The organism is Streptomyces griseus subsp. griseus, from assembly GCF_003610995.1.
Lineage (GTDB): Bacteria > Actinomycetota > Actinomycetes > Streptomycetales > Streptomycetaceae > Streptomyces.
Window position 1 is genome coordinate 3,597,529 of the sequence record NZ_CP032543.1, and the last position, 22,801, is coordinate 3,620,329.

Here is a 22,801-nt window from a genome sequence, read left to right on the forward strand (position 1 = left end):
TCTTACGTCATAGGAGTCACCGATGCCCCACTCCCACCTCCCCGTCCTCTTCGAGGCCCTGTACGGCGGCGAACGCCATGTCGGCTTCGGCCGCCCCGAGGAGGGCACGCAGCAGACCCTGTACCGGGTGGCGGACGGCCAGGTCGCCGCCGCCTTCATCGCCACCGACGGCTCGGAGGGGGCGCTGCGGGCCGCGCTCACCGAGGGTGCGGCGGCGGTCGTCGTCACGGCCGGGGACCCGGAACTGCGCCTGTTGCCGCCCCTGCTCCCGCAGGCCACGGGCAACGCCCTGCTGAGCGGCTTCATGGGCACGCACAAGAAGAAGTGGGGTGGCCAAACCGCTCCGGATGGCGGTGAGTTCACGCCGCCCAAGTGGTTCTTCAAGGGGTTCGGCGACTGGGTGAAGCTGCCCGGCGAGGACCTGGTCGTCCCGGCCCGCCCGGTCGCCCTCATCGAGGAGCCCGAGATCGCCCTCGTCTACGTCAACGACGCCGACGGCACCCCGCACTACGCCGGCTACACCTTCGGCAACGACCTGTGCGACATCGGCCTGCACCGCCAGGACCCGGGCTACAACCCGTACTGCAAGCTGTGCGACACCGCCCTCACCCCGTGGCTCTTCCTCGGCCCGCCGCCGCGCACGGTGACCGGCCGGGTCACCATCGTCCGGGACGGCACGACGGCCTGGGAGGGACCCTTCGACTGCGGCGACGACGCCCTCTACCACCGGATCCAGGACATGGCGGACCACCTGTTCACCTTCCCGGCGGTACGGCGGCCCGGGCTGGTCAACTACGTGCTCCTGGGCGCCGACGAGGCCAGCTTCCACGACGGGTTCCGGATCGAGGACGGCGACCGCATCGCCATCGACGTGAAGAGCCACGGGGTCGCCTTCGAGAACCAGGTGCGGTACGTCTCCCCGGCCCCGGCCACCACCCCGGCCGCCGCTCCGGCGCCTGTCGCCGCACCATGAACACCTCGTGAAGTAGGGCCGGTTGACCTGTGCAGACGCCAGCGGCCCCAGGCACGCTCTGAGAACCGTCCTTCCCCACCCGATCCCCGGCTCGCCCCCCGCCCCCGCCGGACTTCCCAGGAGGAGACCGCACCGTGCCCGCCACCGCCAAGAAACAGGTGCATCTCGCAGCGCAGCTGCCCGGCATCCACAATGTGACTGTCTGGTCGGACCCGCGCTCCGAGAGCCAGATAGCCATCGACTCCTTCATCCGGCTCGCGCAGACCATCGAACGCGGCAAGTTCGACTTCTTCTTCCTTGCCGAAGGGCTGCGGCTGCGCGAGCACAAGGGGCAGGTCTACGACCTGGACATCGCGGGACGCCCCGAGAACCTGACCGTGCTGAGCGCCCTGGCCGCCGTCACCACCCACCTGGGCCTCGCCGCCACGGTCAACGCCACCTTCAACGAGCCGTACGAGGTGGCGCGCCGGTTCGCCACCCTGGACCGGCTCAGCGGCGGCCGGGCCGCCTGGAACGTGGTCACCAGCTACGACGCCTTCACCGGCGAGAACTTCCGCCGGGGCGGCTTCCTCCCCGAGGCCGACCGCTACACCCGTGCCGCCGAATTCCTCACCACAACTAGGGAGTTGTGGGACAGCTGGTCGACCGACGACCTCAAGGCCGACGCGAGGACGGGCGAGTTCACCGCCCCCGGGGCCGGCCGCTTCGCCCACCGGGGGCAGCACTTCGACATCTCCGGCCGGTTCACCACCCCGCCGGGCCCGCAGGGCCACCCGGTGATCATCCAGTCCGGGGAGTCCGAAGCGGGCCGGGAGTTCGCCGCGTCCGACGCCGAGGTCATCTTCAGCAAGCACAACCGGATCGACGTGGCCCGGGACTTCTACCGGGACGTGAAGCGGCGCCTGGCGACGTACGGCCGGAGCCCGGAGGACCTGCTGATCCTCCCCACCGCCAACGCGGTCGTCGCGGACACCGACGAGGAGGCGGCGGCCTACGCGGAGGAGATCAGCCGGGAGCTGGTCAGCCCGCAGACCGCGATCGCCCACCTGGAGGCGGTCTGGGGCCGCGACCTGTCGGCGTACGACCCGGACGGACCCCTCCCCGACATCGAACCCGAGGACGACGCCCACTTCCTGAAGGGGCACTCCGTCTTCCGCAAGGGCCGGGCGGAGACGGCCCGCCGGTGGCGCAAGCTCGCCGAGGAGCGGAACTTCTCCATCCGGGAGCTGGTCATCGAGGTGGGCGGGCGCCAGACGTTCGTGGGCAGCCCGCAGACCGTCGCGGACGCCATCGACGACTACGTGCAGACCGAGGGCGCCGACGGCTTCGTCCTGGTCCCCCATCTGACCCCCGGCGGCCTGGACGACTTCGTGGACCGGGTGGTGCCGATCCTCCAGGAGAAGGGCGTCCACCGCGACGACTACACCGGCACCACGCTCCGGGACCACCTGGGCCTGTCCACCGCACCCCGCCCGGCCGGCTGGGGCGGCCCCGGACAGCCCCTGCGCGACGAGCGTCTGCGCGACCAGCCCCTGCGCGACCAGCCCTTGCGCGACCAGAAGGAGACCTCCGCATGACCGGCACGACCGGCCCGACCGGCGACACCGACCCGAAGGGCACCCAGGCCGGCGCCACCGACCCGAAGAGCGCCCCGGCCACCGCCTCCGGCACCCCCGATGGCGCGCCCCTGCACCTGGCCGTCGCCCTCGACGGCGCGGGCTGGCACCCGGCGGCCTGGCGCGAGGAGGGCGCCCGGCCGGGTGAGCTCCTCGACGCCGCCTACTGGGCCGGTCTGGTCGCCGAGGCCGAGCGGGGCCTGCTCGACTTCGTCACCTTCGAGGACGCGCTCGGCCTCCAGTCCGCCGCCTTCCACCTGCCCGACGACCGCACCGACCAGGTCAGGGGCAGCATCGACGCGGTACTGCTCGCCGCCCACCTCGCCCCGCTCACCACGCACATCGGCCTGGTCCCGACCACCAACGTCACCCACACCGAGCCGTTCCACCTCGCCATCGGCATCGCCACCCTCGACCACGCGAGCAAGGGCCGGGCCGGGTGGCGCCCGCAGATCTCGTCCCGCGCGGCCGACGCCGCCCACTTCGGCCGCCGCACCACACCCCAGCTCACCGAGGACGACGTCACCGACTCGGAGCTGATCTCCCAGCCGCTGCGGGCGCTGTTCGCGGAGGGCGCCGAGGTGGTGGAGGCAGCGCGGCAGCTCTGGGACAGCTGGGAGGACGACGCCGAGATACGGGACGCGGCGACGGGCCGCTTCCTGGACCGCGACAAGGTCCACCACATCGACTTCCAGGGTGCGGACTTCAGCGTGAAGGGCCCGTCCATCACCCCACGCACCCCCAGGGCCAGCCGCTGGTGGTGAGCCTCGCGCACGCCACGACCCCGTACGAGTTCGCCGCGCTCAGCTCCGACGTCGTCGCCGTCACCCCGCACGACCGGCCGGGCGCGGCGGCGATCCTCGCCCAGGTCGCCGAGGCGGTGGAGCGCACCGGCCGGAACGTGGTGGAACGCCCGCTGCGGACCTTCGCGGACCTCATCGTCTTCCTGGACGAGGACCCGGGCGCGGCCGCCCGCCGCAAGGCCCGCCTGGACGACGTGGCCGGAGCCGAACTGGCCTCGGACGCCGAGGTCTTCACCGGCACACCCGCCGAACTGGCCGACCTCCTCCTCGACTGGCGCTCCACCGGCCTGGACGGCTTCCGCCTCCGCCCCGGCACCCTGCCGCACGACCTCACGGCGATCACCCGGGGCCTGGTCCCGGAGCTGCAACGGCGCGGGGTGTTCCGTACGGAGTACACCTCCACCACACTCCGCGACCACCTGGGCCTGCCCCGGCCCACCAGCCGCTACACGAAGGCGGGTTGAGACGCGGCGGGGGCCGAGGCCGGCGGGTCGACGACAAGGCCAACGGGTCACCGGCAAGGACAGAGGCGCACCGGCAGGGTCAGCCGGCCGCCGCCCTCCGGTGCGAGGTCTCCAGAAGCTTCAGCTCGTCCTCGGAGAGCCGCAGGGCTCCGGCGGCCACGTTGGCGGCGAGGTGGTCGAGGTCGCCGGTGCCGGGGATGGCCAGCACATGCGGGCCCCGGTGCAGGGTCCACGCCAGCCGGACCTGCGCCGGGCTCACCCCGTGCGCCTGGGCGACAGCGAGCACCTCGGCGGCCTCGGCCCCGGTCGCGCCGCGCTCCCCGCCGGCCGCGGCTATCGCGTAGAAGGGGACGAACGCGATCCCCTGCTCGCCGCACTCCCGGACGAACGCGTCGTCCTCGGGCCGCACCCCGATCCCGTACCGGTTCTGCACGCAGACCACCGGGGCGATGGCCTGAGCCTCGGCGAGGTGGGCGGGGGTGACGTTGGAGAGGCCCAGGTGGCGGATGAGCCCGGCCTGGCGCAGCTCGGCCAGGGCACCGAAGCGCTCGGCGATCGAGTCCGTACCGACGATCCTCAGGTTCACCACGTCGAGGTCGTCGCGGCCGAGCTGGCGGAGGTTCTCCTCGACCTGGCCGCGTAGCGCCTCGGGGGTGCGGGCGTGGTCCGCCCACCGCCCTGTCCCGTCGCGGGCCGGGCCGACCTTGGTGGTGATCACCAGGTCGTCCGCGTACGGCGCGAGGGCGCTGTTGATCAGCTCGTTGGCCGAGCGCAGCGGGGAGAAGTAGAAGGCGGCGGTGTCCACGTGGTTCACACCGAGGTCCACGGCCCTGCGCAGCACGGCCAGGGCGTCGGCACGGTCGCGGGGGACGGCGTCGGGCACGAGCGCACCGCCGGTCTGCGGCAACCGCATCGTGCCGAAGCCGATGCGGTTGACCGGCAGATCGCCGAGGGTCCAACGGCCGGACGCGGCCGCGGTGACCGGTGCTGTGGTGCTCGCGGAGCTCGTGGAAGTCATGCCTGAATGATCTCCGCCCGTCGTGCCCCCGTGCCATGAGGTTTCCCCGCCGATCCACCCTGCGGCCCGCCGGACCTGAGTCCCGGAGTCTGCCCCCTCCGGGCCTGTGGCCCGCCGGACCCGGGTCCTGAGGCCCACCCCCCTCCGGGCCTGAGGCAGACCGCACCCCGGGTCCCGAGGCCCGCCCCGCCGGAACTGAGGCAGACCGGACCCCTGCCCTGCGGAAGCCCCCAGGTCCCGCCGGTCCCTCAGTCCGTCACCGTGAGCGGGCCGTAGGCGTCCGGGCGGCGGGTGGTCAGGAAGGGGAACAGCTCCAGCCAGTCACGACGGGCGTCGAGGTCGAGGTCCGCGACCAGGACGGCGGGCTCGTCGCGGGGGCCTGGGCCAGGACACGGCCGTACGGGTCGACGATGAAGGAGCTGCCGTAGAAGGTGAGCCCGTTCTCGGCGCCGATCCGGTTGGGCACGACCATGAAGGTGGCGTTGGCGATCGCGTTGCCGGTGATCACCTTCTGCCAGAGCGGCTGGGAGTCGAAGCCGGGGAAGCCGGGCTCGGAGCCGATGGCGGTCGGGTAGACGAGGACGTCGGCCCCGGCCAGCGAGTAGGCGCGGGCCAGCTCCGGGAACCACTGGTCCCAGCAGGTCGGCAGACCGAAGCGGGCCTCGTCGACGGTGACCAGCGGAAAGGCGTCGTCGCCCGCAGGACCGGCCCGGAACCAGTCGTCCTCGTAGTACCCCTCCGTGACCGGGATGTGGGTCTTGCGGGTGCGCTGGGCGAGGGTGCCGTCGGGGGCGACCAGGATCGCGGTGTTGTAGCCGAGGCCGTCGTCCTGGCCGCCGGGCGCCGGGGCCTTCTCGTACAGGGAGGCGTGTACGTACACCCCGTGCTCGCGGGCGGCCTCGGCGGCGAAGGTGAAGGTGGGGCCGGTCAGCAGCTCCTCCGGCCCGGCCGGTGCGGGGTGGTCGGCGCGGCGGACGACGGCGAAGTACGGCGAGAGCGTCAGCTCCTGGAGGCAGACGACCCGCGCCCCCTCGGCGGCGGCGAGACGGATGCCCTCCCGCAGGGCGGCGCGGTGCTCGGCGGGGTCGCGGTGCCACCGCTGCTGGACGACCGCGACGCGCAGGGGGGCACGCTCGGCGGGCCGGGTCCGGGTCGGGGAGGCGGGCGGGTTGTACGCGGTGATCAGACGCATGACCAGTTCCAGGGGCGTGGGACGGCAGGGCGGACGAGGAAGATGCCGGAACGTTCCGGCATGGCACCGAATCTAACCCTGCCGGAACGTTCCGGCAACCCTCCACCTCGTACGATCACGACCGTCTAGACTTCACCCCCGTGACCTCCCGGACCGTGACCCTGCTTGACGTAGCCCGCGCCGCCGGGGTCTCCAAGAGCACCGTCTCCGACGCCCTCCAGGGCTCGGGGCGCGTCGCGGAGGCGACCAGGGACCGGGTCCGCGCGGTGGCGGAGGAGCTCGGTTACCGGCCCAACAGCGCGGCCCGGCGGCTGCGCCGCTCCAGCACAGGGGCGATCGGGCTGCACCTGCCGCAGACCGCGACCCGGCTGGACTACTACATGAACCTCGCCTTCGGAGCCGTCGCGCGCGCCCAGGAGGAAGGGTTCGACGTGGTGCTGCTCGCCCCGGAAGGAGCGTCCGGCGGGCCGGTCGCCTCGCGGGTCGACGGGCTGCTGGTGATCGACCCCGAGGTGGGCGACAGCGCTGTGCCGGGGCTGCTGGACGCGGGCGTTCCGGTGGTGACCGGGGAGCGCTATCTCGGCCCCTCCGCCGCCCCCACCGGTGCCGTGGTCTGCGACAACGCCGCCTCGCTCACCGCACTCCTGGACCACGTGACCGAGCGAGGCGCCCGCCGCCCCGCCGTCCTCGCCCCCGCGGGCACCTCGGCGTGGGCCACCGCCCTGCGGACCACCGCCGCCTCCTGGGGCCAGGAGCACGGGGTGGACGTGGCGCTGCGGACCGTACCGTTCGCCGCCACCCCGGGCGAGGCCGAGGAGACGACACTCGCCCTGCTGCGGGCGGACCCGACGGTGGACGCGGTGATCTGCGCCCCGGACGGCGCGGCCCCGGGCGTCCTCCGGGCGGCGGCAGCGCTGGGCCGTACGGTGGGCGGCGCTTCTGCCCGTTCGGTGGGCGGCCCCTCTGCCCGCACGGTGGGCGCCACCTCTGCCCGTACGTCTGACAGCGCCTCGGGCCATGCGGCCGGCACGGGTGATGGGACCGGGGCCCAACCCCGTACCCCCCTCCTCGTCGCCTCCTGCGTCGACGGCACCGCCACCCGCTCCGCCGAGCCGCCCGTCACCGCGGTCGACCTGCGCCCCGCCGCGTACGGGCGCGCCTGCGCCGAGCTGCTCTGCGACATCCTGGCGGGCCGCGCCGCCCCCGACACCGTCCGCGGCCACGCCTGGGCGCTGGAGACACGGCCCTCCACCGTCACACCCACCTGAGCGGTGGAGCGACACCACGGACACGGCCGCACGGTCCTCCAGCTCAGCGGGGACGAGCACACCGTGCGCCGCCGGGCACTGGTGGCGCCCGCGTTCCGGGGCAGTGACCTGCGGGAGAAGTTCTTGCCCGTCACTTAACGGGATTGGCGCGAGCTGACCGACGGTTTCCGTGCCTCCGGGTCGGTCGACCTGGTCGCCGACCACGCGAGCCGTCTCCCGGTCAATGCCATCGCCGACATGCCGGGGCTCGACAGGGCCGACAACGCGCGATCCCCCGGCCGGTACACAGCTGTCATCGCCAGCGGCACGAAGAGCCTGCCGCTCCGCTTCCGCCCGGTGGCCGGTCGACGGCGGTCAGGTGGCGCAGCCGTACTGCCCGGTCCCGTCCCACGATGACCACCGGCGGGACCTTGAGAGTGACCGTGCCACAAGGCCGGTCGGACCGCCTCATCTTCGACGCGCGCCCGGCCGGCGGCTGAACCTCACAGCGCGCCCGCTCGCGCAGCTATCCGATGCACGAAACCGCCTTCTTGACCGCTTTCGTGTACTCCTTGGCGAAGCGATCGATCTTCTCGCGACGCCGAGCCGTGTCCTCGTCCAGGCCCTCGCCGACGGTGAACTCGACAAGGATGTAGCGGGAGGCGTCCGAATCACACTCTGCGGCGACCATCGCATTCGTGTCGCCGATCGCGCCCTTGCCTTCGAACGGCAGGTCCTTCATCTGCTTCCGGTTCCGGAAGGGTTCCTTCTCCCGTTCACCCATCGGATCGGCGAACTCGTCGATCTGGCTGATGGACAGGAACAGGATGCGACGCTTGTCCACGAGGACACGGCAGGAGCTCACCGGCGGTTCGAGCGGTTCGGCCTGCTGCTCAAGGGTCTTGCCCGGCGGAAGAACGGGGTCGACGGCATTCTCCTTCACGGGGACCTCGCAGAGATTCTCCGGAAGGCCGTACTCTCGCTTCGCCTCCGTACCGCACCCGGCTGTCACGCCCGCGAGCAGGAGGGCAAGCACCACCGAGGCGGTCCTGGGGAACCTGTTCACTACTTCTCGCCTCCGACCCCGTCGGCCTTGTGATTTCCGTGGTCCGCCGCGTCCCTGATCTGGGTGTAGACGCCTCGGTCCTTGGAGAAGTCCTTCTCGTTCTGAGCCCACTCGGAATTCTCCGCGTACCAGTGATCGGCGATGGCCCGGAGCTGGAGGTTGCGCTCCTCGTGATTGGCCTTACGGTCGTCGGTGGCTTTCTCGCCGATGCGGTTCCCCTCCTCCTCGGCCCAGGCCGCCGTGATCACGTCGACTCCGCGCTGCGCGATGTCGCCGCCGAACTGGTTGGCGATCGTCCCGACCACGTGGTAACCCCAACGCTGGTCCCACGAGGTGTCGCGCAGGTCCTTCGACTCGTCGGTGTTGATGGTCAACTGCCGTGCCTGCTCCAGGAATCCGACGGTACGTCCGGCGTCCCGCAGAGTGTCCTCGGGTGCTCCTTGTTGAGGTTGATGTCGGCGAGAATCGCATAGTTCATCTGCTCGTTCAGCAGGGCGTAGGAATCCTTGTTCCTGGAAATCTGCTTGGTGACTTCCAGGAGCTGGTCCTCGTCCATCACCGAGGACCCCAGCGGGTCGCTCATCACCTTGTGAACCGTCTCGCCGTGGTTACCGAGTGCCCAGGCCATGTCGCGACGCAGCTCCGGGGGGAGATCGTCGCCCGTCTCGGCGAGGAAACCCAGGGAACGCTTGAGCGCCTCGCGGTGGGCTTCCGTGTGCTCGACGAACGTGGCACCTCCGTCGTCCGGGTCACCGACCCCCGACACCGCCGCGAACATCGCCTTCCCCGTCGCCTCCAGCGCCGGATTGGGCCCGTCGTCCAGCGGTGTGTCGTCGAAGGACTTGCGCTCCTTGAGCACCCATTCCGCGTTGTCCTGCGGCTCCTTGGTGTTGAAGAACTCCGTCGAGGCGTCCGGGCTGTTGGCGAGGGCCGTCATGAAGCCGGTCATCGGGTCGCGGCCGAAGTCCTCGTCGCCCATGAAGTTCATCTTCGGCATGTTCGGGCCGCCGACACCGCCGGACCAGAAGTTGCCGGGGAGCTTCATCTTCTTCTCGGTCTCGACCAGCGCGTTGCCGTACTTGTCGAGGAACGAGTCGTCGTAGTCGCCGACCCGCATCAGGTTGCTCATCAGCTGGAAGCCCCACACCTGCGAACCGCGGGTCTGGTACCGCTCGCCCGCGAACTTCACCATGTCGTTCTCCCACGCGCGCATGGCGGGGCTGTCCGACTGGGTGGCGCCGGCGAGGGTGAGGCCGAGGTTCTTCTGGAAGTCGCCGAGCTGGTCGAGCTGTGTGCGGGCCAGGTCATCGGGGGAGGAGACCTCGGTGAGGTCCGCCCAGAACTCCAGCACGCCCTTCGGGCCGAGCCTGGTGGCGAACTTCTCCTGGAACAGGAGGTCGTTCTTGTACGCGCCGAGCGTGGAGTTCAGCCGCTGGAACTCCTCGGGCGTCATCTCGTCGCCCTTCTCCTTGATGAGCTTCGCCGCCTCCTCCGCCTTCTTCAGCGCGTCGGCCGCGGAGTCCCGGTCCTTGTACTGGGCGCCGGAGAAGCCCACCTCGGCCTGGTCGGCGATGGCCTTCAGGACCTTCGCCGCGCTCGTGTCGCTCTCGGTGGCCCGGTTCAGGATCCGCTGGACGTCGTCACGGAGGTGGTCCACGTCCTGCTGGGAGTGGTCCGCGACCTGGGTGCCCTTGGCCGCCCGGTCGGGGTGGACGACCATCGTGACGGTGAAGCCGCCGTTGCCGGTCGGCACCACCGTGATGTTCTTCTTCCGGCCCCGCTCCAGCGCCTGGTCCAGCTCAGTCCTGTACTCCACGAGCTCGTCGCGGGTGTCCTTGAGGATGTTGTGGATCGTCGTCGCCTGGGTGTGGGCGTCGCTGAACTCGCCCACCGTCTTCGTGATGAACTCCCGGGAGACTGTGGCGTTCAGACCGGCCCAGTTCGCCTTGTCCGCCTTCGCCTTGAGGTCGTCCCGGGCATAGGTGTCCAGCGCCTTGAGCTTGTCGGCCATCCCCTTCCAGGCGGTGATGGCCTCGTTGAGCTGGGCGAAGTTGCCGTGCCGCAGGGTGTCGAGGTCCATCAGCGCTGGGTCCTCTCCGTGAACCCCTCGTCCAGGGTGGAGATGCTGCTGACCGTCGAGTAGATGTGGTACTCGTCGCCGGCGTGGGCGTTCTTCGTGTAGTCCATGTGGTTGGAGATGTGCGCGCAGGCGTCCAGCAGCGAGGTGAGCTGCTCCTCCCACCGCTTCTGTACATGGTCGAGTCCGCCTCCGACGGCGAACCCCTGGGTCGTCAGGTCCTTGGCCGCGCTCCGGCTCGCGGACCAGGCGTCGCGCCCGTCCTTGCCCAGCCTCTCGAAGAGCTTGAAGGCGCTGTCGCCCACGGCCGCCAGGTCCTTCTGGCTGACCTTGAGGTCGCCGCCCGGCGCCGGTCCGCCACCCTCATCGGGTACCCGGTTGAGCTGCATGGCCGCCTGGCTCTTCAGCTGCTCCCACTCGTCCCATGCCATGAAGGCTTCCTCCCCCGTGCGCACTGCCCCCGCGCGTTCCTCGTACGTCCGATTTTCTCAACGTACCAAGAGGACTCCGACGGCGATCAAGCCTTGGGGCGCCTGCCGCCGTGGGCCCTGGGCCGCCGGTTTCGGGACCCGCGCCACCCCCGTACGCCCGGCTTCTGTCGTAGGCGATGGAGCGCGGGCGCAGCCGCTCCCGGCGCGGGGCCTCCGCGCCCAACACCGCGTCCGATGAAGGGAATACGGCCCGGAACGCCTCCTCCACGTCTCCGCAATGTGAACGTTCTGCGTCGAGTGGCAACTGGTGTGGCGAGCTTGACATTTCGCCGTCCGGCCAATGATAAGATCATCTTACTTCCAGTGGGCTGATGGCGTATGGGGGCATTCCGGGAGGGATGAATTCCTCGGCCCCACCTTCGGAGGGGCACCTCCCGAAGCGGCGCACGGTCGTGGCGAACGAGCCCTGGCTGCGTGCCGCCTGACGGGGTGTCAAGCCGTTTCCAGCCATGGCACTTGAAGTGAGTCTCATGACATTTCCACAGGGCCCCGTCATCTGGGCACTGGTTGTCGTAGCACTGGTCGCCGTGGGTGCCGTCCTGCGGGCTCGCGCGACCAACATCAAACTGCGCAGACGCAACGCCGAGCTGAGCGGGGAGCACGACACGCTCCTGCGTCAGCGGGACGAGCTCCTCGTCGTCCACAACGGCCTCCTCCAGCGGCAGGCCTCCGAGCTCGCCGAGGTCCGCAAGGACGCCGAGGAGGAGACCAAGGCGGTCCTCAAGGCGGCCGTCCGCACCCTCCAGGGCCTCGCCGACGAGCAGCAGGTCGTGATCGAGAACGCCCAGCGCAAGTACGGGGACGACCCCGGGATCCTCGCCGACCTGATGGCCATGGACCACGCCAACAGCCAGTTCGGCCGGCGCGCCCAGGGCATCGCGGTGCTCTGCGGCGGCTGGCTCGGCCGGCGTGAGACCGTGGCCTCCGTCTTCGACGTGGCCCGCAGCGCCCAGGGCCGTATCCGCCACTTCGACCGGGTCCGGGTCAACGGCCAGGTGAACTTCTCGGTCGTCAGCCGGGCCGTCGAACCGGTCGCGGTGGTCCTCGCCGAGCTGCTCGCCAACGCCACCAACTACTCCGCCCCCGGAACCCCGGTGGAGATCAACATCCAGGCCGTACCGACAGGCGTCTGCCTCATCGTCGACGACGCCGGACTCGGCATGGGCCAGGAGGAGAAGGACCGCGCGGCGGCCCTCCTCTCCCCCCAGGCGGCGATCAGCGTCTCCAGCCTGGGCATCCCGCCGCAGTTCGGGTTCGCCGTCTCCGGGATGCTCGCCTCCCGCTACGGCTTCCGGGTCTCGGTGGACTCCGTTTCCCCCTATGGAGGCGTACGCGCGGTGGTACTCATCCCGGACGAGCTGCTCACCACGGAGGTGCCGCAGCACGCCGCACCCGCCGAGATGCCCGACGCATACCAACCGTACGGAAACCAGCAGCAGCCGCAGGCCGCCCCGCAGCCCGAGCAGTGGCAGCAGGCACCCGCCCCGGCGCCCACCCCGCTCTTCCCGCCGGCTGCCCAGCGCCAGGACACCGCGACCCAGCAGCTGGCCCAGATCACCACCACCTCCGGCGGGCTGCCGAAGCGTCGTCGCAAGAGCCCGGTCTCCGCCGTGCCGCCTGCCGCGCCGCAGCCGGTCCGCAGCAACGAGGAGACCGCCTCCCGCCTGGGTGCGTTCCAGCGCGGCACCCGCTCCGGGCGGGACACGACGACGACCACGGAAGGATCCGAGATCCAGTGAACCCCGATCTGTCCTGGGTACTGAACGATGTGCTCCAGGTACCCGGAGCCCGGCACGCGATCCTCGTATCCGCCGACGGCCTGCTGCTCGCCAACTCCAGCGAGATCGGCCGGGACGACGCGGAGACCGTCGCCGCGGCCATGAGCTCCATGCAGTCCCTCAGCCGGGCCGTCGCCCCCTTCATCGGCACCCGCAACCCGGGCCGCTGGCGGCAGACGCTCCTGGAGTACGAGGACGGCTGGATCTTCCTCATCGCGGCCGGCACCGGCGCCTACCTGGCCGCCACCGCCGCCGCCGATGTGGACATGGAAGCGATGTCCTTCCGTATGCAGCAGCAGGTCACCGCGCTGGGGAAGGCGATGACCACGCCGCCCCGCCAGAACGCGGGCAGCGAGATATGACGGCACCGGGCGAGGAGCAGCACGTCAGCAGCGGGTTCGTCCGGTCCTACGTCATCACCGGGGGACGGGGGCTGCCCGACGCGGAGGACCTCTCCCTCGTCACCCTGGTCACCCTCGCCCCCGACCGGCAGCCGCCGCCCAACCCCAGCCCCGAGGTCAAGGCGATCTGGGAGCTGTGTTCGGGCGGCTACCTCTCGGTGGCCGAGGTCGCCGGCCACCTCGGCCTGCCGGTCGGGGTGGCCCGGCTGCTGCTCCAGGATTTAAACCAGCAGGGACATCTGCTGCGCCGCAAGGCGCCGCCACCGGCCCAGCTCGTCGACAGAAAGATCCTCGAAGAGGTGTTGCATGGACTCCAAGTCCGGTTCGGCTGAGAGCATCTATGTGCCGGACGCGGTCCAGCGCGCGGCGAAGATCCTCGTCGTCGGGCACTTCGCCGTGGGCAAGACGACCCTGATCGGCACGCTCTCCGAGATCACCCCGCTGCGCACCGAGGAGCGGATGACCCAGGCCGCGGCCCAGGTCGACGACCTGCGCGGGGCGCCCGACAAGAAGACGACCACGGTCGCCCTGGACTTCGGGCGCCTGACCCTCAGCGACGAGCTGGTGCTGTACCTGTTCGGTACGCCGGGGCAGCAGCGGTTCGTGGAGCTGTGGGAGGACATGGCGCGCGGTTCGCTGGGCGCGCTCCTCCTGGTCGACCCGGCGCGGCTGGCCGACACGTTCCCGGTGATCGACCTGGTCGAGACGTACGGCCTGGAGTACGCGGTCGCCGTCAACAGCTTCGACCCGTACTCCCAGCACGCCGAGGCCGAGCTGCGCGAGGCACTCGACCTGCTGCCGGACACCCCGGTCGTCTACTGCGACGCCCGGGACCAGAAGTCCTCCGCACAGGCCCTGATCACGCTCGTACGTCACCTGCTCGCCCACGCGGCCTGATCCCCGTACCCACCGCCGTACCCCCGCCGTATACAGAAGCCGGGGCCCACCCGACCCCGCGATCACACCGAGGAAGCCCACCATGGACCCGTCCCCGGGAGCCACCCCGTACAGCGCCCCCGCCGGGTGCCCCATGCACCAGCAGCAGACCTCGCTGTACGGGCCGGAGTTCGCCGCCGACCCGCACCGCGCCTACGACGCGTTCCGGGCGCACGGCCCCGCCGCCCCGATCGAGCTGGCGCCGGGGGTGGACGCCACGCTGATCGTGCAGCACGAGGCGGCGCTGCGGGTGCTCCAGAACCCGGCACTCTTCGCCCGCGACTCGCGCCGCTGGGCGGCGCTGCGCGAGGGCGCGATCCCGATGGACAGCCCGGTGCTGCCGATGATGATGTACCGGCCGAACTGCCTGTTCACCGACGGCGCCGAGCACCTGCGGCTGCGCAAGGCGGTCACCGAGTCGCTGGCGCGGCTCAACAGCAGCCGGGTCAGCCGGGACGTCGAGCGGATCGCCGACTACCTGATCGACCAGTTCATCGAGCGCGGCACCGCCGATCTGCTCAACGAGTACGCCAAGCTGCTGCCGCTGCTGCTCTTCAACCAGCTCTTCGGCTGCCCCGGCGAGATCGGCGACCGGCTGACCCGGTCGATGTCGGCCATCTTCGACGGCGAGGACGTGCTGCGCGCCAACGCGGAGCTGACCGAGTGCCTGATGGAGCTGGTCGCGCTCAAGCGGCGCCAGCCCGGTGAGGACATCACCTCCTGGCTGATCCAGCACCCGGCGGGGCTGCGGGACGAGGAGCTGAAGGACCAGCTGGTGATGCTGATGGGCGCCGGGGTGGAGCCGGAGCGCAACCTCATCGCCAACGCGCTGCTGCTGATGCTCTCCGGTGACCAGCCGGGCGCGCCGGAGCGGCGCGGTTCGGGGATGCTCGTGGAGGACGCGCTGGACGACGTCCTGTGGAACAACCCGCCGATCGCCAACTACGCCACGCACTACCCGGTGCGGGACATCGAGCTGGACGGGGTGGTGCTGAAGGCGGAGACCCCGGTCCTGATCAGCTTCGCCGCCGCGAACAGCGACCCGTCCCTCACCGACGCCCGCCAGACCCTGAGCAAGGGGGCCCATCTGGCGTGGGGCGCGGGCCCGCACGTCTGCCCGGCGAAGTCGCCCGCCACCCTCATCGCGCTGACCGCGATCGAGAAGATCCTCAACACCGTGCCCGACCTCTCGCTGGCCGTCCCGGCCTCGGGCGTCGGCTGGCGCCCCGGCCCCTTCCACCGGGCCCTGGTCTCCCTGCCCGTACGGTTCACCCCGACCGCCGCCCGCCGCACAGCGACCGGAACGCAGCCGCCGGCGCCGACCTCGGCGCAGCTGTCCGATCCGTACCGGAACGCGGCGCCCCAGCAGGCTCCCGCCGGTCGTCACGCTGCGGAGCCGGCCAAGAAGCAGAAGGGCTGGTGGAGTTCGTTCCTGGACGTCTTCCGGGTCTGAATACCATCGCACGCGTATGGTTCACAGGCAGACAATTCGCATAGGAAAACGGGCATTTGTAACGATTGTATGTGACGGGGGCAACAGAGAGCGATGCTTGGCGCAGCTATCCGGAAGGGTAGGTTCTGGTCGGTAACCATGGGCCTAGGTCAAGGGACTCTGCGTGAGCATCACTGGCGGTACCACCAGGACCCCCGACGGACGCCGCGCGGTCATCGACCTTCTCCGTAGGCTCGGTTCACCCGAAGGGCAGGCCGAGCCCTACGGAATACTCGCGGAGCTGCGGACGATGGGTGACGTCGTCCGCGCTCCCTGGAACGGTTACTTCGTCACCGGCTTCGACACCTGCGGCCAGGTGTTGCGCGGCCGCAACTGGCTCGTCCCCGACTTCGCCTGGCAGGAACGGCAGGACGACTCCAAGCAGTGGGACGCGATCGCGACCCGGGAGATGACCGGCACCCTCGCCCGGCTGAACGCCCCCGAACACACCTGCCAGCGCCGTTCCTTCGGAAACCTCTTCGACCGCTCCACCATCGAACGCCTCACCCCCGACGTCGAGCGCGACGCCGACCGGCTCCTGGACGAGCTGGCCGAGAAGCTCCGCTGGGGTGAGGCGGACTTCGTCTCCACGGTCGGCGAACAGCTGCCGGTCCACACGGTCGGCTCCTGGCTGGGGCTGCCGCCCGCGGACTACCCCCACATCCTGGAGATCACCCACAACCAGGTGTACGCCCAGGAGCTGCTGCCCACCAAGAGCCAGCTGGCGATCTCCGCCGGGGCGACCGCGCAGCTGCGCGCGTACTTCACCGCCCTGGTCGCCCGCCGCCGGGCCGAGCCCCGCCACGACGTGCTGACCGGCTGGATCCACACGTGGGACGCGATGGAGCCGGACCGGGAGCGGGCGGACGAGATCCTGTACCGGCTCACCATGTTCGTCACCATCGCCTCGCTGGAGACCACCGCGACGCTGCTGACGTCGATGACTTCCCTGCTGCTGGCCGATCCCGGCCGCTGGCAGTGGCTGCGCGACCACCCCGAGCACATCGACGCGGCCGTCGACGAGGTGCTGCGCTACGACCCGCCCATCCACCTCAACACCCGGGTCGCCGCCGAGGACACCGTCCTGGCCGGCGTCCCGATCAAGAAGGACAGCATGGTCCACGTCCTGTACGGCGCCGCCAACCACGACCCCCGGCGCAACCCCGACCCCGGCGTGTTCGACATCCTGCGCGGCGGCAGCCACCTCACCTTCGGCGGCGGGGTGCACTACTGCCTGGGCGCGGCGCTGGCCAAGCTGGAGGCGCGGACGCTGCTGGCCCGCATGCTGGATCGTTTTCCCTCCCTGCGGGCCGCATCCCCGCCGGTGTACGCCCCCCGGATGGTCTTCCGACGGATCACCTCGCTGGGCGTGGCGCTGTGAAGCTCTCGCTGCCCGACTTCCTGACCCCCTCCTCCTCGTACGAGCCTCCCGCGACGGTACGCACCCGGCGCGAGGGCCCCGTCCTGCATGTGGAGCTGTACGCCCCCGAGACCGGCAACGCGGTCACCGAGGCGATGCTGGACGAGCTGCTGGACGCCGTCACCGCACCGGACCCCGAGGTGCGGGTGCTGGTGCTCAGCGGTGCCGGGGACGACTTCTGCCTGGGCGGCGACCGCACCGAGTTCGCCGACTGGCTGGAGGAGGACCCGACCGGGCGGGGCATCCGGGTCGCCGGGGAGAAGGCCCGCCGGGTCTGCGAGGCGATCTCCGGCAACCGGGCCGTCACCGTCGCCCGGGTCCAGGGCAAGGCGATCGGCGCGGGCCTCGCGCTCGCCCTCGCCTGCGATCTGCGGGTCGGCGCGGAGAGCGCCTCCTTCCGGCTGCCGGAGCTGGCGCTCGGGTTGCCGACCGCCTGGGGCGGACTGCTGCCCCGGCTGATCCACGAGGTCGGCGCGGCCCGCGTCCGCGAACTGATCCTGACCGGAAGGGCGTTCGACGCGGCGGAGGCGCAAGCGCTCTCCGTCCTCCAGCGGGTCGTTCCGGAAAATGAATTGGATCAGGCCGTCCAGGCCTGGGCGAAGCCCGTCGTGCGCCGTCCCGAGGCCGCCCTCAGGGTGACGAAAGCCCTGCTCAACTCCTATGCGGCGGCCACCCGGATGGCCGATCCATCTTTCCTCGACGCGGAGCTGATGGCCTCGGTCGCGGCAGCCGGCCGGCGCACACCCCCTCGCACTCCTGGGCCCGACACGTCACACTCGTAACAATCAACTGGGGAGGTCTCGGGCGTGGATGTACCGGTATGGCTCTGGGTGGCGTTCGCCGTAACGGTGGTCGTCTCCCTGGCAGTCGACTTGCTTGCTCACCGAAACGCGCATGTCATCGGCTTCAGGGAAGCCGCCTGGTGGAGCGTGCTCTGGGTGACCCTCGCGCTCGTCTTCGGCGGTGTGGTCTTCTTCGTCCTCGGGACGACCGCGGGGACGGAATACACGACGGCCTGGCTCCTGGAGAAGAGCCTTTCGGTCGACAACCTCTTCGTCTTCGCGCTGATCTTCGCGTATTTCAAGGTGCCCCGGGAATATCAGCACCGGGTGCTGTTCTTCGGCGTCATCGGCGCTCTGGTATTCCGCGCGATCTTCCTGACGGCCGGCGTCGCGGTGGTGAACCGCTTCACCTTCGTGCTGTTCCTCTTCGCGGCGATCCTCTTCTACAGCGCCTACAAAATCATCAAGGGCGACGAGGACAACTTCGACCCGGGCAAGAGTTTCGCGGTGCGGATGCTGCGGAAGATCATGCCGGTCCGGGACGAGTACGCGGGAACGCATTTCGTCATCAAGGAGGAGGGGAAGCGGGTCGCCACACCGCTGCTCGCGGTGGTCGCCGCGATCGAGGCGGCCGACCTGCTCTTCGCCGTCGACAGCGTGCCCGCCGTCCTGGCGGTCAGCGACGACGCGTTCATCGTCTACACCAGCAACGCGTTCGCCATCCTCGGCCTGCGCGCGCTCTACTTCCTGCTGGCCGGACTCCTGGACCGCTTCCACTACCTGAGCAACGGCCTGGCGATCATTCTGGCGTTCATCGCCGTGAAGCTCATTCTCCAGGCCTCGCACAAGATGATCAGTACCTCCATTCCGGAGATTCCCTCACCGATCAGCCTGGCGGTGATCGTCACTATTCTGACGGCCTCGATCGTGCTCAGTATCCGGCGCCCACCGCCGGACGCGGACACCGGGGCGGGTGCGGGTGGTACGCAGAGTGCGGAGAAGTCCCCCAACGGTAAACCCGCCGAGTAACCGGGTGGGCAATGGCCGGGCAAAGCAGATGGAAAGAGTTTCCCAAGTGCGATGCCCGGCCTATCGCCGGTGAATGGCCGGCAAAGAGCGTGAGAACCGACAGCGGGCCGCTTTCCCGCGCCCGACCTGCAAGAATCCCGTCCGCTCCGAGATCGGGCGCCACAAGACCCCCGGCATCTCCGTCCCGGCGAGGACTTCCCGCCCGAGGCGGGCTCCTTCGCGAGGGTGCGCTTCGCCGCCCCCGACGGCGACGCGGCTGCGGCCAGGGCGACCGGGCGGGGCGCGCGGCTGCGGTGCGGTCCGATGGACAGCCCCTCCGGCCGGTTCGCGGCCGTCACCGACCCACAGGGCGCGCCACGTCTCCGTCATCGACCTGACGACGACCGAGGGCGAGACGCCGGCGACCCGGCTGACGGCCTGAGACCCGGGGTCCAGGGGCTCTGTACGATTCTCCGAGAAGCTCGCATCTGCGATGGGCAATCGTCTGGAGAATGGTAAATGCGAGCTGAATTGGCCTAGCGTGTCGCGCATGCAGTCCTACACAATCGGTCAGGCAGCACGCCTCCTCGGAGTCAGCCCCGACACCGCCCGACGCTGGGCGGACGCCGGCCGGGTCGCGACCCATCGCGACGACACCGGCCGCCGGCTGATCGACGGCCGTGCGCTCGCCGCCTTCTCGATCGAGGTCGGCCAGGGCGCCACGGGCGAGGACGAGGCCCCCTACACCTCGGCGCGCAACGCCTTCCCGGGCATCGTCACCGCGGTGAAGCTCGGCGACGTCGCGGCCCAGGTCGAGATCCAGGCAGGCCCGCACCGGCTCGTCTCGCTCCTGACCCGGGAGGCCGTCGAGGAGCTGGGGCTCGAGGTCGGCATGCAGGCGACCGCCCGGGTGAAGTCGACCAGCGTGCACATCGACCGCACCTGAAGCCCGGCCGACGCCGTCGGTGACCGGGCCGCGAGCGCTGCCCGCCCGCACCGCCTCCGGACGCCGGCGCCCCGTCAGAACCGCACCCCGTACCGCCACCGCACCGCAGCACCATGCGCCCCGCGCGAACTCGTCCCTGCCCGGACGGCACCTGGCCGACCGGGCTCGCAGCCAAGGAGCCCCGCCCTCATGTCCCTCCTGATCACCCGCCGCCGTGCCGCGGCCGCCGTCCTGACGACCGCCCTCCTCGTCCCGCTCGCCGCCTGCGGCAACGACGACCCGGGCACCGGCAAGGACAGTGCCTCCGGCGCGAAGCCGTCCGACCCCGCGTCGTCGGGCGCCCCGGCCGCCGAGCTGACCGTGCTGGCCGCCGCCTCGCTGACCGACGTCTTCAAGGAGGCGGGAGCGGCGTACGAGAAGGAGAACCCGGGCACGAAGGTGACGTTCTCCTTCGCCGGCTCCCAGGAGCTGGCCGCCCAGGTCAAGCAGGGCGCCCCCGCCGACGCCCTGGTCACCGCCGACACCAAGACGATGGACGGCCTCACCGGCGAGACCGGCACGCCCACCGTCATCGCCAAGAACCGCCTGGTCATCGCCGTCGGCGAGGGCAACCCGGAGAAGGTCGGGAACCTCAAGGACCTCGCCGACACCAAGCTGAAGGTGGTCCTGGCCGCCCCCGAGGTGCCGGTGGGCCGCTACAGCAAGCAGATCCTCGACGCGCAGAAGATCGCGGTGAAGCCGGTCTCCCAGGAGCCCAACGTCCGCGCGGTCCTCAGCAAGGTCGAGCTGGGCGAGGCGGACGCCGGGCTCGTCTACAAGACGGACGCCGAGACCGCCACCGACAAGGTCGACGCGATCGACATCCCGGACGCGGAGAACGCCGTCGCCTCCTACCCGGCCGCCACCCTGAAGGCGTCCCAGCACAGCGAGGCCGCCGCCGCCTTCGTCGCCTGGCTCTCCACGCCCGCCGCGCAGAAGATCCTCCAGGGCGCGGGCTTCCAGCAGCCGTAGCCGCACCTCCGTACCCGCCGAGGGGCCCGCACCGTCCGGCGGGCCCTTCACCTCCAGCAGCCGAGGTCACCCATGAAACGACCGGCACTCCGCCGTACGCCGGGGGCCCGCGCCCCGCTCCTGCTGACCGTGCCCGCGCTGCTGGCCGTGGCGTTCCTGATGCTGCCGCTGGTCGGCATCCTGGCCCGTACGTCCTGGGGCGACCTCGGCGCACACCTCACCGCCGGGCCCACCACCCAGGCGCTCCGGCTCTCCCTGCTCGTCTCGCTCTGGTCGCTGGGGCTCTCGCTGCTGTTCGGGGTGCCGCTGGCGTGGCTGCTGGCCCGGGTGCCGTTCCCGGGCAAGGCGTTCGTACGCTCGCTGGTGCTGCTGCCGATGGTGCTGCCGCCCACGGTCGGCGGGGTGGCGCTGCTGCTGGCGTTCGGGCGGCGCGGGCTGCTCGGGCCGTGGCTGGAGGACACGTTCGGGATCACGCTCCCCTTCCACACCTCGGGGGCGGTGCTGGCGGCGACGTTCGTCGCGATGCCGTTCCTGGTCATCTCGCTGGAGGGCGCGCTGGGCGGACTGCGCCCCCGGTACGAGGAGACCGCCGCCTCCCTCGGAGCCTCTCCGGTACGGGTGTTCCTCACCGTGACCCTGCCGATGGTCGCCCCCGGTCTGGTCGCCGGGGCGGCCCTCACCTGGGCGCGGGCGCTCGGTGAGTTCGGCGCCACCATCACCTTCGCCGGAAACCTCCCGGGCACCACGCAGACCCTGCCGCTCCAGGTCTATCTGCTGCTCCAGGAGTCGCCGGAGGCCGCGACGTCGGTGTCCCTGCTGCTCCTGGCGATCGCCATGGTCGTGCTGATCGCGCTGCGCGGCCGGTGGACGGGCACCCCGGGCGACCACCGCGACCGGCCCGCACCGCGCCCTGAGGAGCCGACCGGCACCCCACCGGACGCCCTGCCCGAACCGCCCGCGTACGCCCTGGAGAAGGCCCCCCAGGAGCGCTGGCCCCTGCACGCCGACGTCACCGGCTTCACCCGCCTCGCCCTCGACGCGGACCCCGGCACCACCATCGCGGTCGTCGGCCCCAACGGCGCGGGCAAGACCACCCTCCTGCGCGCCCTCCTCGGCCTCACCCCCCGCGCCCACGCCCGGCTCCGCCTGGGCGGGACCGATGTGACGGCTCTCCCGCCGCACCGCCGGGGCGTCGCCTGGGTCCCCCAGGACGGCGCGCTCTTCCCGCACCTGAGCGCCCTGTCCAACACGGCGTACGGGCTCCGCACCCAGGGCGTCCCCCGCGCGGAGGCCCGGCGCGAGGCGCAGTCCTGGCTGGACCGGCTCGGCGTCGGCCACCTGGCCCACCGCAAGCCTGGCCAGCTCTCCGGCGGCCAGGCCCAACGCGTCGCCCTGGCCCGCGCGTTGGCGGCCCGCCCCCGCCTCCTGCTGCTGGACGAACCGCTCGCCGCCCTCGACCAGACGACCCGGGCCCATGTCCGGCACACCCTGCGCCGCCATCTCGACGACTTCGGCGGGGTCTGCCTGATCGTCACGCACGACCCGGTCGAGGCGGTCTCGCTGGCCGACCGGGTCCTCGTCCTGGACGACGGCTGGGTCCTCCAGGACGAGCCGCCCGCCGAGGTGACCCGCCACCCCCGCTCCCCTGGGTGGCCCGGATGCTCGGCCGCAACGCCTGGCCCGGCACCGCAACAGCCGACGGCCTGGAGCTGGCGGGCGGCGGCCACCTCGTCGTCGCCGAACCCCTCGCCCCGGGCACGGAGGCCCTCGCGGTCATCGCCCCCGAAGCCGTCTCCGTACACCGCGAGAAGCCCACCGGCTCCCCCCGCAACGTCTGGCCCGGCACGGTCCGCGAGATCACCTCGGGCGGCAGCCGGCTCCGCCTCCTCATCACCTCCGACCGGGCCCCGGACCTGGTCGCGGAGATCACCCCGCAGGCGGCGGCCGAGCTGTCCATCGCGGACGGCACCCAGGTCTGGACGGGCGTGAAGGCGACCGAGGTGACCGTCGTCCCGCTCTGAGCCGGCGGGTTCCCGGAAACGGCCCAGGTCGCCCGAAAGCATGGCGCGGTCCCCAGCGG

Annotated in this window: 18 protein-coding genes and 5 pseudogenes; 17 read left to right on the forward strand and 6 right to left on the reverse strand. The window is 71.3% G+C overall.

Annotation, left to right across the window (positions count from 1 at the left end):
• Positions 1-22 precede the first annotated feature (22 nt).
• From D6270_RS16000 to D6270_RS16010, 3 genes and pseudogenes are all read left to right on the forward strand, one after another.
• Positions 23-973, forward strand: coding sequence for a fumarylacetoacetate (FAA) hydrolase (locus D6270_RS16000; protein WP_109164800.1), 951 nt, complete (start codon positions 23-25; stop codon positions 971-973).
• A gap of 134 nt (positions 974-1,107) precedes the next feature.
• On the forward strand, positions 1,108-2,550 hold the full coding sequence (locus D6270_RS16005; RefSeq protein WP_225976873.1) for an NtaA/DmoA family FMN-dependent monooxygenase: 1,443 nt from the start codon (positions 1,108-1,110) through the stop codon (positions 2,548-2,550).
• Positions 2,547-3,856: pseudogene (locus D6270_RS16010) on the forward strand (LLM class flavin-dependent oxidoreductase). Before D6270_RS16005 ends, D6270_RS16010 begins: the two are co-directional and overlap by 4 nt.
• Positions 3,857-3,935: 79 nt before the next feature.
• Here D6270_RS16010 and D6270_RS16015 read toward each other — a convergent pair.
• Positions 3,936-4,874 (reverse strand): oxidoreductase, encoded by a 939-nt coding sequence (locus D6270_RS16015; protein WP_109164799.1) that lies wholly within the window; start codon positions 4,872-4,874, stop codon positions 3,936-3,938.
• A 248-nt stretch (positions 4,875-5,122) separates the two neighbouring features.
• A pseudogene (locus tag D6270_RS16020) lies at positions 5,123-6,066 on the reverse strand (carbon-nitrogen hydrolase).
• Positions 6,067-6,206: 140 nt separating this feature from the next.
• Here D6270_RS16020 and D6270_RS16025 point away from each other — a divergent pair.
• Both D6270_RS16025 and D6270_RS33115 read left to right on the forward strand, forming a co-directional pair.
• Positions 6,207-7,334, forward strand: a complete 1,128-nt coding sequence (locus D6270_RS16025; RefSeq protein ID WP_109164797.1) for a LacI family DNA-binding transcriptional regulator — start codon at positions 6,207-6,209, stop codon at positions 7,332-7,334.
• Between the two features lie 21 nt (positions 7,335-7,355).
• Positions 7,356-7,634 (forward strand): annotated as a pseudogene (locus D6270_RS33115) (cytochrome P450); the annotation flags it as partial.
• A 205-nt stretch (positions 7,635-7,839) separates the two neighbouring features.
• On the opposite strand, the gene D6270_RS16035 reads toward D6270_RS33115, so the two are convergent.
• From D6270_RS16035 to D6270_RS16045, 4 genes are read right to left on the reverse strand one after another with little or no spacing between them, the layout of a single operon-like run.
• On the reverse strand, positions 7,840-8,352 hold the full coding sequence (locus D6270_RS16035; protein ID WP_158650526.1) for a hypothetical protein: 513 nt from the start codon (positions 8,350-8,352) through the stop codon (positions 7,840-7,842).
• Between the two features lie 26 nt (positions 8,353-8,378).
• Entirely contained in the window at positions 8,379-8,753 is a 375-nt protein-coding gene (locus D6270_RS32540) for a hypothetical protein (RefSeq protein WP_225976874.1), read from the reverse strand.
• Positions 8,750-10,459, reverse strand: coding sequence for a hypothetical protein (locus D6270_RS33120; protein WP_225976875.1), 1,710 nt, complete (start codon positions 10,457-10,459; stop codon positions 8,750-8,752). The genes D6270_RS32540 and D6270_RS33120 overlap by 4 nt, the downstream gene beginning before the upstream one ends.
• Entirely contained in the window at positions 10,459-10,887 is a 429-nt protein-coding gene (locus D6270_RS16045) for a hypothetical protein (RefSeq protein ID WP_109167414.1), read from the reverse strand. Before D6270_RS16045 ends, D6270_RS33120 begins: the two co-directional genes overlap by 1 nt.
• A gap of 530 nt (positions 10,888-11,417) precedes the next feature.
• Here D6270_RS16045 and D6270_RS16050 point away from each other — a divergent pair.
• The 12 genes and pseudogenes from D6270_RS16050 to D6270_RS16105 all read left to right on the forward strand — a co-directional run bounded on the left by D6270_RS16050 (position 11,418) and on the right by D6270_RS16105 (position 22,742).
• The gene (locus D6270_RS16050) at positions 11,418-12,686 is read left to right on the forward strand and encodes an ATP-binding protein (RefSeq protein WP_109164794.1); all 1,269 of its coding nucleotides are present in this window, start codon (positions 11,418-11,420) and stop codon (positions 12,684-12,686) included.
• Entirely contained in the window at positions 12,683-13,087 is a 405-nt protein-coding gene (locus D6270_RS16055; protein ID WP_018514044.1) for a roadblock/LC7 domain-containing protein, read from the forward strand. Before D6270_RS16050 ends, D6270_RS16055 begins: the two co-directional genes overlap by 4 nt.
• A complete protein-coding gene (locus D6270_RS16060) occupies positions 13,084-13,458 on the forward strand; it encodes a DUF742 domain-containing protein (protein ID WP_109164793.1) in 375 nt (124 codons plus the stop codon). The genes D6270_RS16055 and D6270_RS16060 overlap by 4 nt, the downstream gene beginning before the upstream one ends.
• Positions 13,433-14,023: a GTP-binding protein gene (locus D6270_RS16065; RefSeq protein ID WP_109164792.1), complete on the forward strand. Its 591-nt coding sequence runs from the start codon at positions 13,433-13,435 to the stop codon at positions 14,021-14,023. The genes D6270_RS16060 and D6270_RS16065 overlap by 26 nt, the downstream gene beginning before the upstream one ends.
• Positions 14,024-14,105: 82 nt before the next feature.
• Entirely contained in the window at positions 14,106-15,515 is a 1,410-nt protein-coding gene (locus tag D6270_RS16070; protein ID WP_109164791.1) for a cytochrome P450 family protein, read from the forward strand.
• 289 nt (positions 15,516-15,804) lie between these two features.
• On the forward strand, positions 15,805-16,935 hold the full coding sequence (locus tag D6270_RS16075; protein WP_109164790.1) for a cytochrome P450: 1,131 nt from the start codon (positions 15,805-15,807) through the stop codon (positions 16,933-16,935).
• Positions 16,932-17,756 (forward strand): enoyl-CoA hydratase/isomerase family protein, encoded by an 825-nt coding sequence (locus tag D6270_RS16080; RefSeq protein WP_109164789.1) that lies wholly within the window; start codon positions 16,932-16,934, stop codon positions 17,754-17,756. The genes D6270_RS16075 and D6270_RS16080 overlap by 4 nt, the downstream gene beginning before the upstream one ends.
• A gap of 24 nt (positions 17,757-17,780) precedes the next feature.
• Positions 17,781-18,785 (forward strand): TerC family protein, encoded by a 1,005-nt coding sequence (locus D6270_RS16085; RefSeq protein WP_109164788.1) that lies wholly within the window; start codon positions 17,781-17,783, stop codon positions 18,783-18,785.
• A gap of 186 nt (positions 18,786-18,971) precedes the next feature.
• Positions 18,972-19,206: pseudogene (locus D6270_RS33125) on the forward strand (VOC family protein); the annotation flags it as partial.
• Positions 19,207-19,314: 108 nt separating this feature from the next.
• The gene (locus D6270_RS16095) at positions 19,315-19,710 is read left to right on the forward strand and encodes a TOBE domain-containing protein (RefSeq protein WP_109167413.1); all 396 of its coding nucleotides are present in this window, start codon (positions 19,315-19,317) and stop codon (positions 19,708-19,710) included.
• Positions 19,711-19,899: 189 nt separating this feature from the next.
• Positions 19,900-20,721, forward strand: coding sequence for a molybdate ABC transporter substrate-binding protein (modA, locus tag D6270_RS16100; RefSeq protein ID WP_109164787.1), 822 nt, complete (start codon positions 19,900-19,902; stop codon positions 20,719-20,721).
• A 72-nt stretch (positions 20,722-20,793) separates the two neighbouring features.
• Positions 20,794-22,742, forward strand: a pseudogene (locus tag D6270_RS16105) (ABC transporter permease).
• Positions 22,743-22,801 lie beyond the last annotated feature (59 nt).

Coding starts and splice junctions, on each gene's coding strand:
- D6270_RS16000 (WP_109164800.1), top strand. CDS start 23: ATGCCCCACTCCCACCTCCCCGTCCTCTTCGAGGCCCTGTACGGCGGC.
- D6270_RS16015 (WP_109164799.1), bottom strand. CDS start 4,874: ATGACTTCCACGAGCTCCGCGAGCACCACAGCACCGGTCACCGCGGCC.
- D6270_RS33120 (WP_225976875.1), bottom strand. CDS start 10,459: ATGGACCTCGACACCCTGCGGCACGGCAACTTCGCCCAGCTCAACGAG.
- D6270_RS16045 (WP_109167414.1), bottom strand. CDS start 10,887: ATGGCATGGGACGAGTGGGAGCAGCTGAAGAGCCAGGCGGCCATGCAG.
- D6270_RS16050 (WP_109164794.1), top strand. CDS start 11,418: ATGACATTTCCACAGGGCCCCGTCATCTGGGCACTGGTTGTCGTAGCA.
- D6270_RS16060 (WP_109164793.1), top strand. CDS start 13,084: ATGACGGCACCGGGCGAGGAGCAGCACGTCAGCAGCGGGTTCGTCCGG.
- D6270_RS16065 (WP_109164792.1), top strand. CDS start 13,433: ATGGACTCCAAGTCCGGTTCGGCTGAGAGCATCTATGTGCCGGACGCG.
- D6270_RS16070 (WP_109164791.1), top strand. CDS start 14,106: ATGGACCCGTCCCCGGGAGCCACCCCGTACAGCGCCCCCGCCGGGTGC.
- D6270_RS16075 (WP_109164790.1), top strand. CDS start 15,805: ATGGGTGACGTCGTCCGCGCTCCCTGGAACGGTTACTTCGTCACCGGC.
- D6270_RS16095 (WP_109167413.1), top strand. CDS start 19,315: ATGCAGTCCTACACAATCGGTCAGGCAGCACGCCTCCTCGGAGTCAGC.
- modA (WP_109164787.1), top strand. CDS start 19,900: ATGTCCCTCCTGATCACCCGCCGCCGTGCCGCGGCCGCCGTCCTGACG.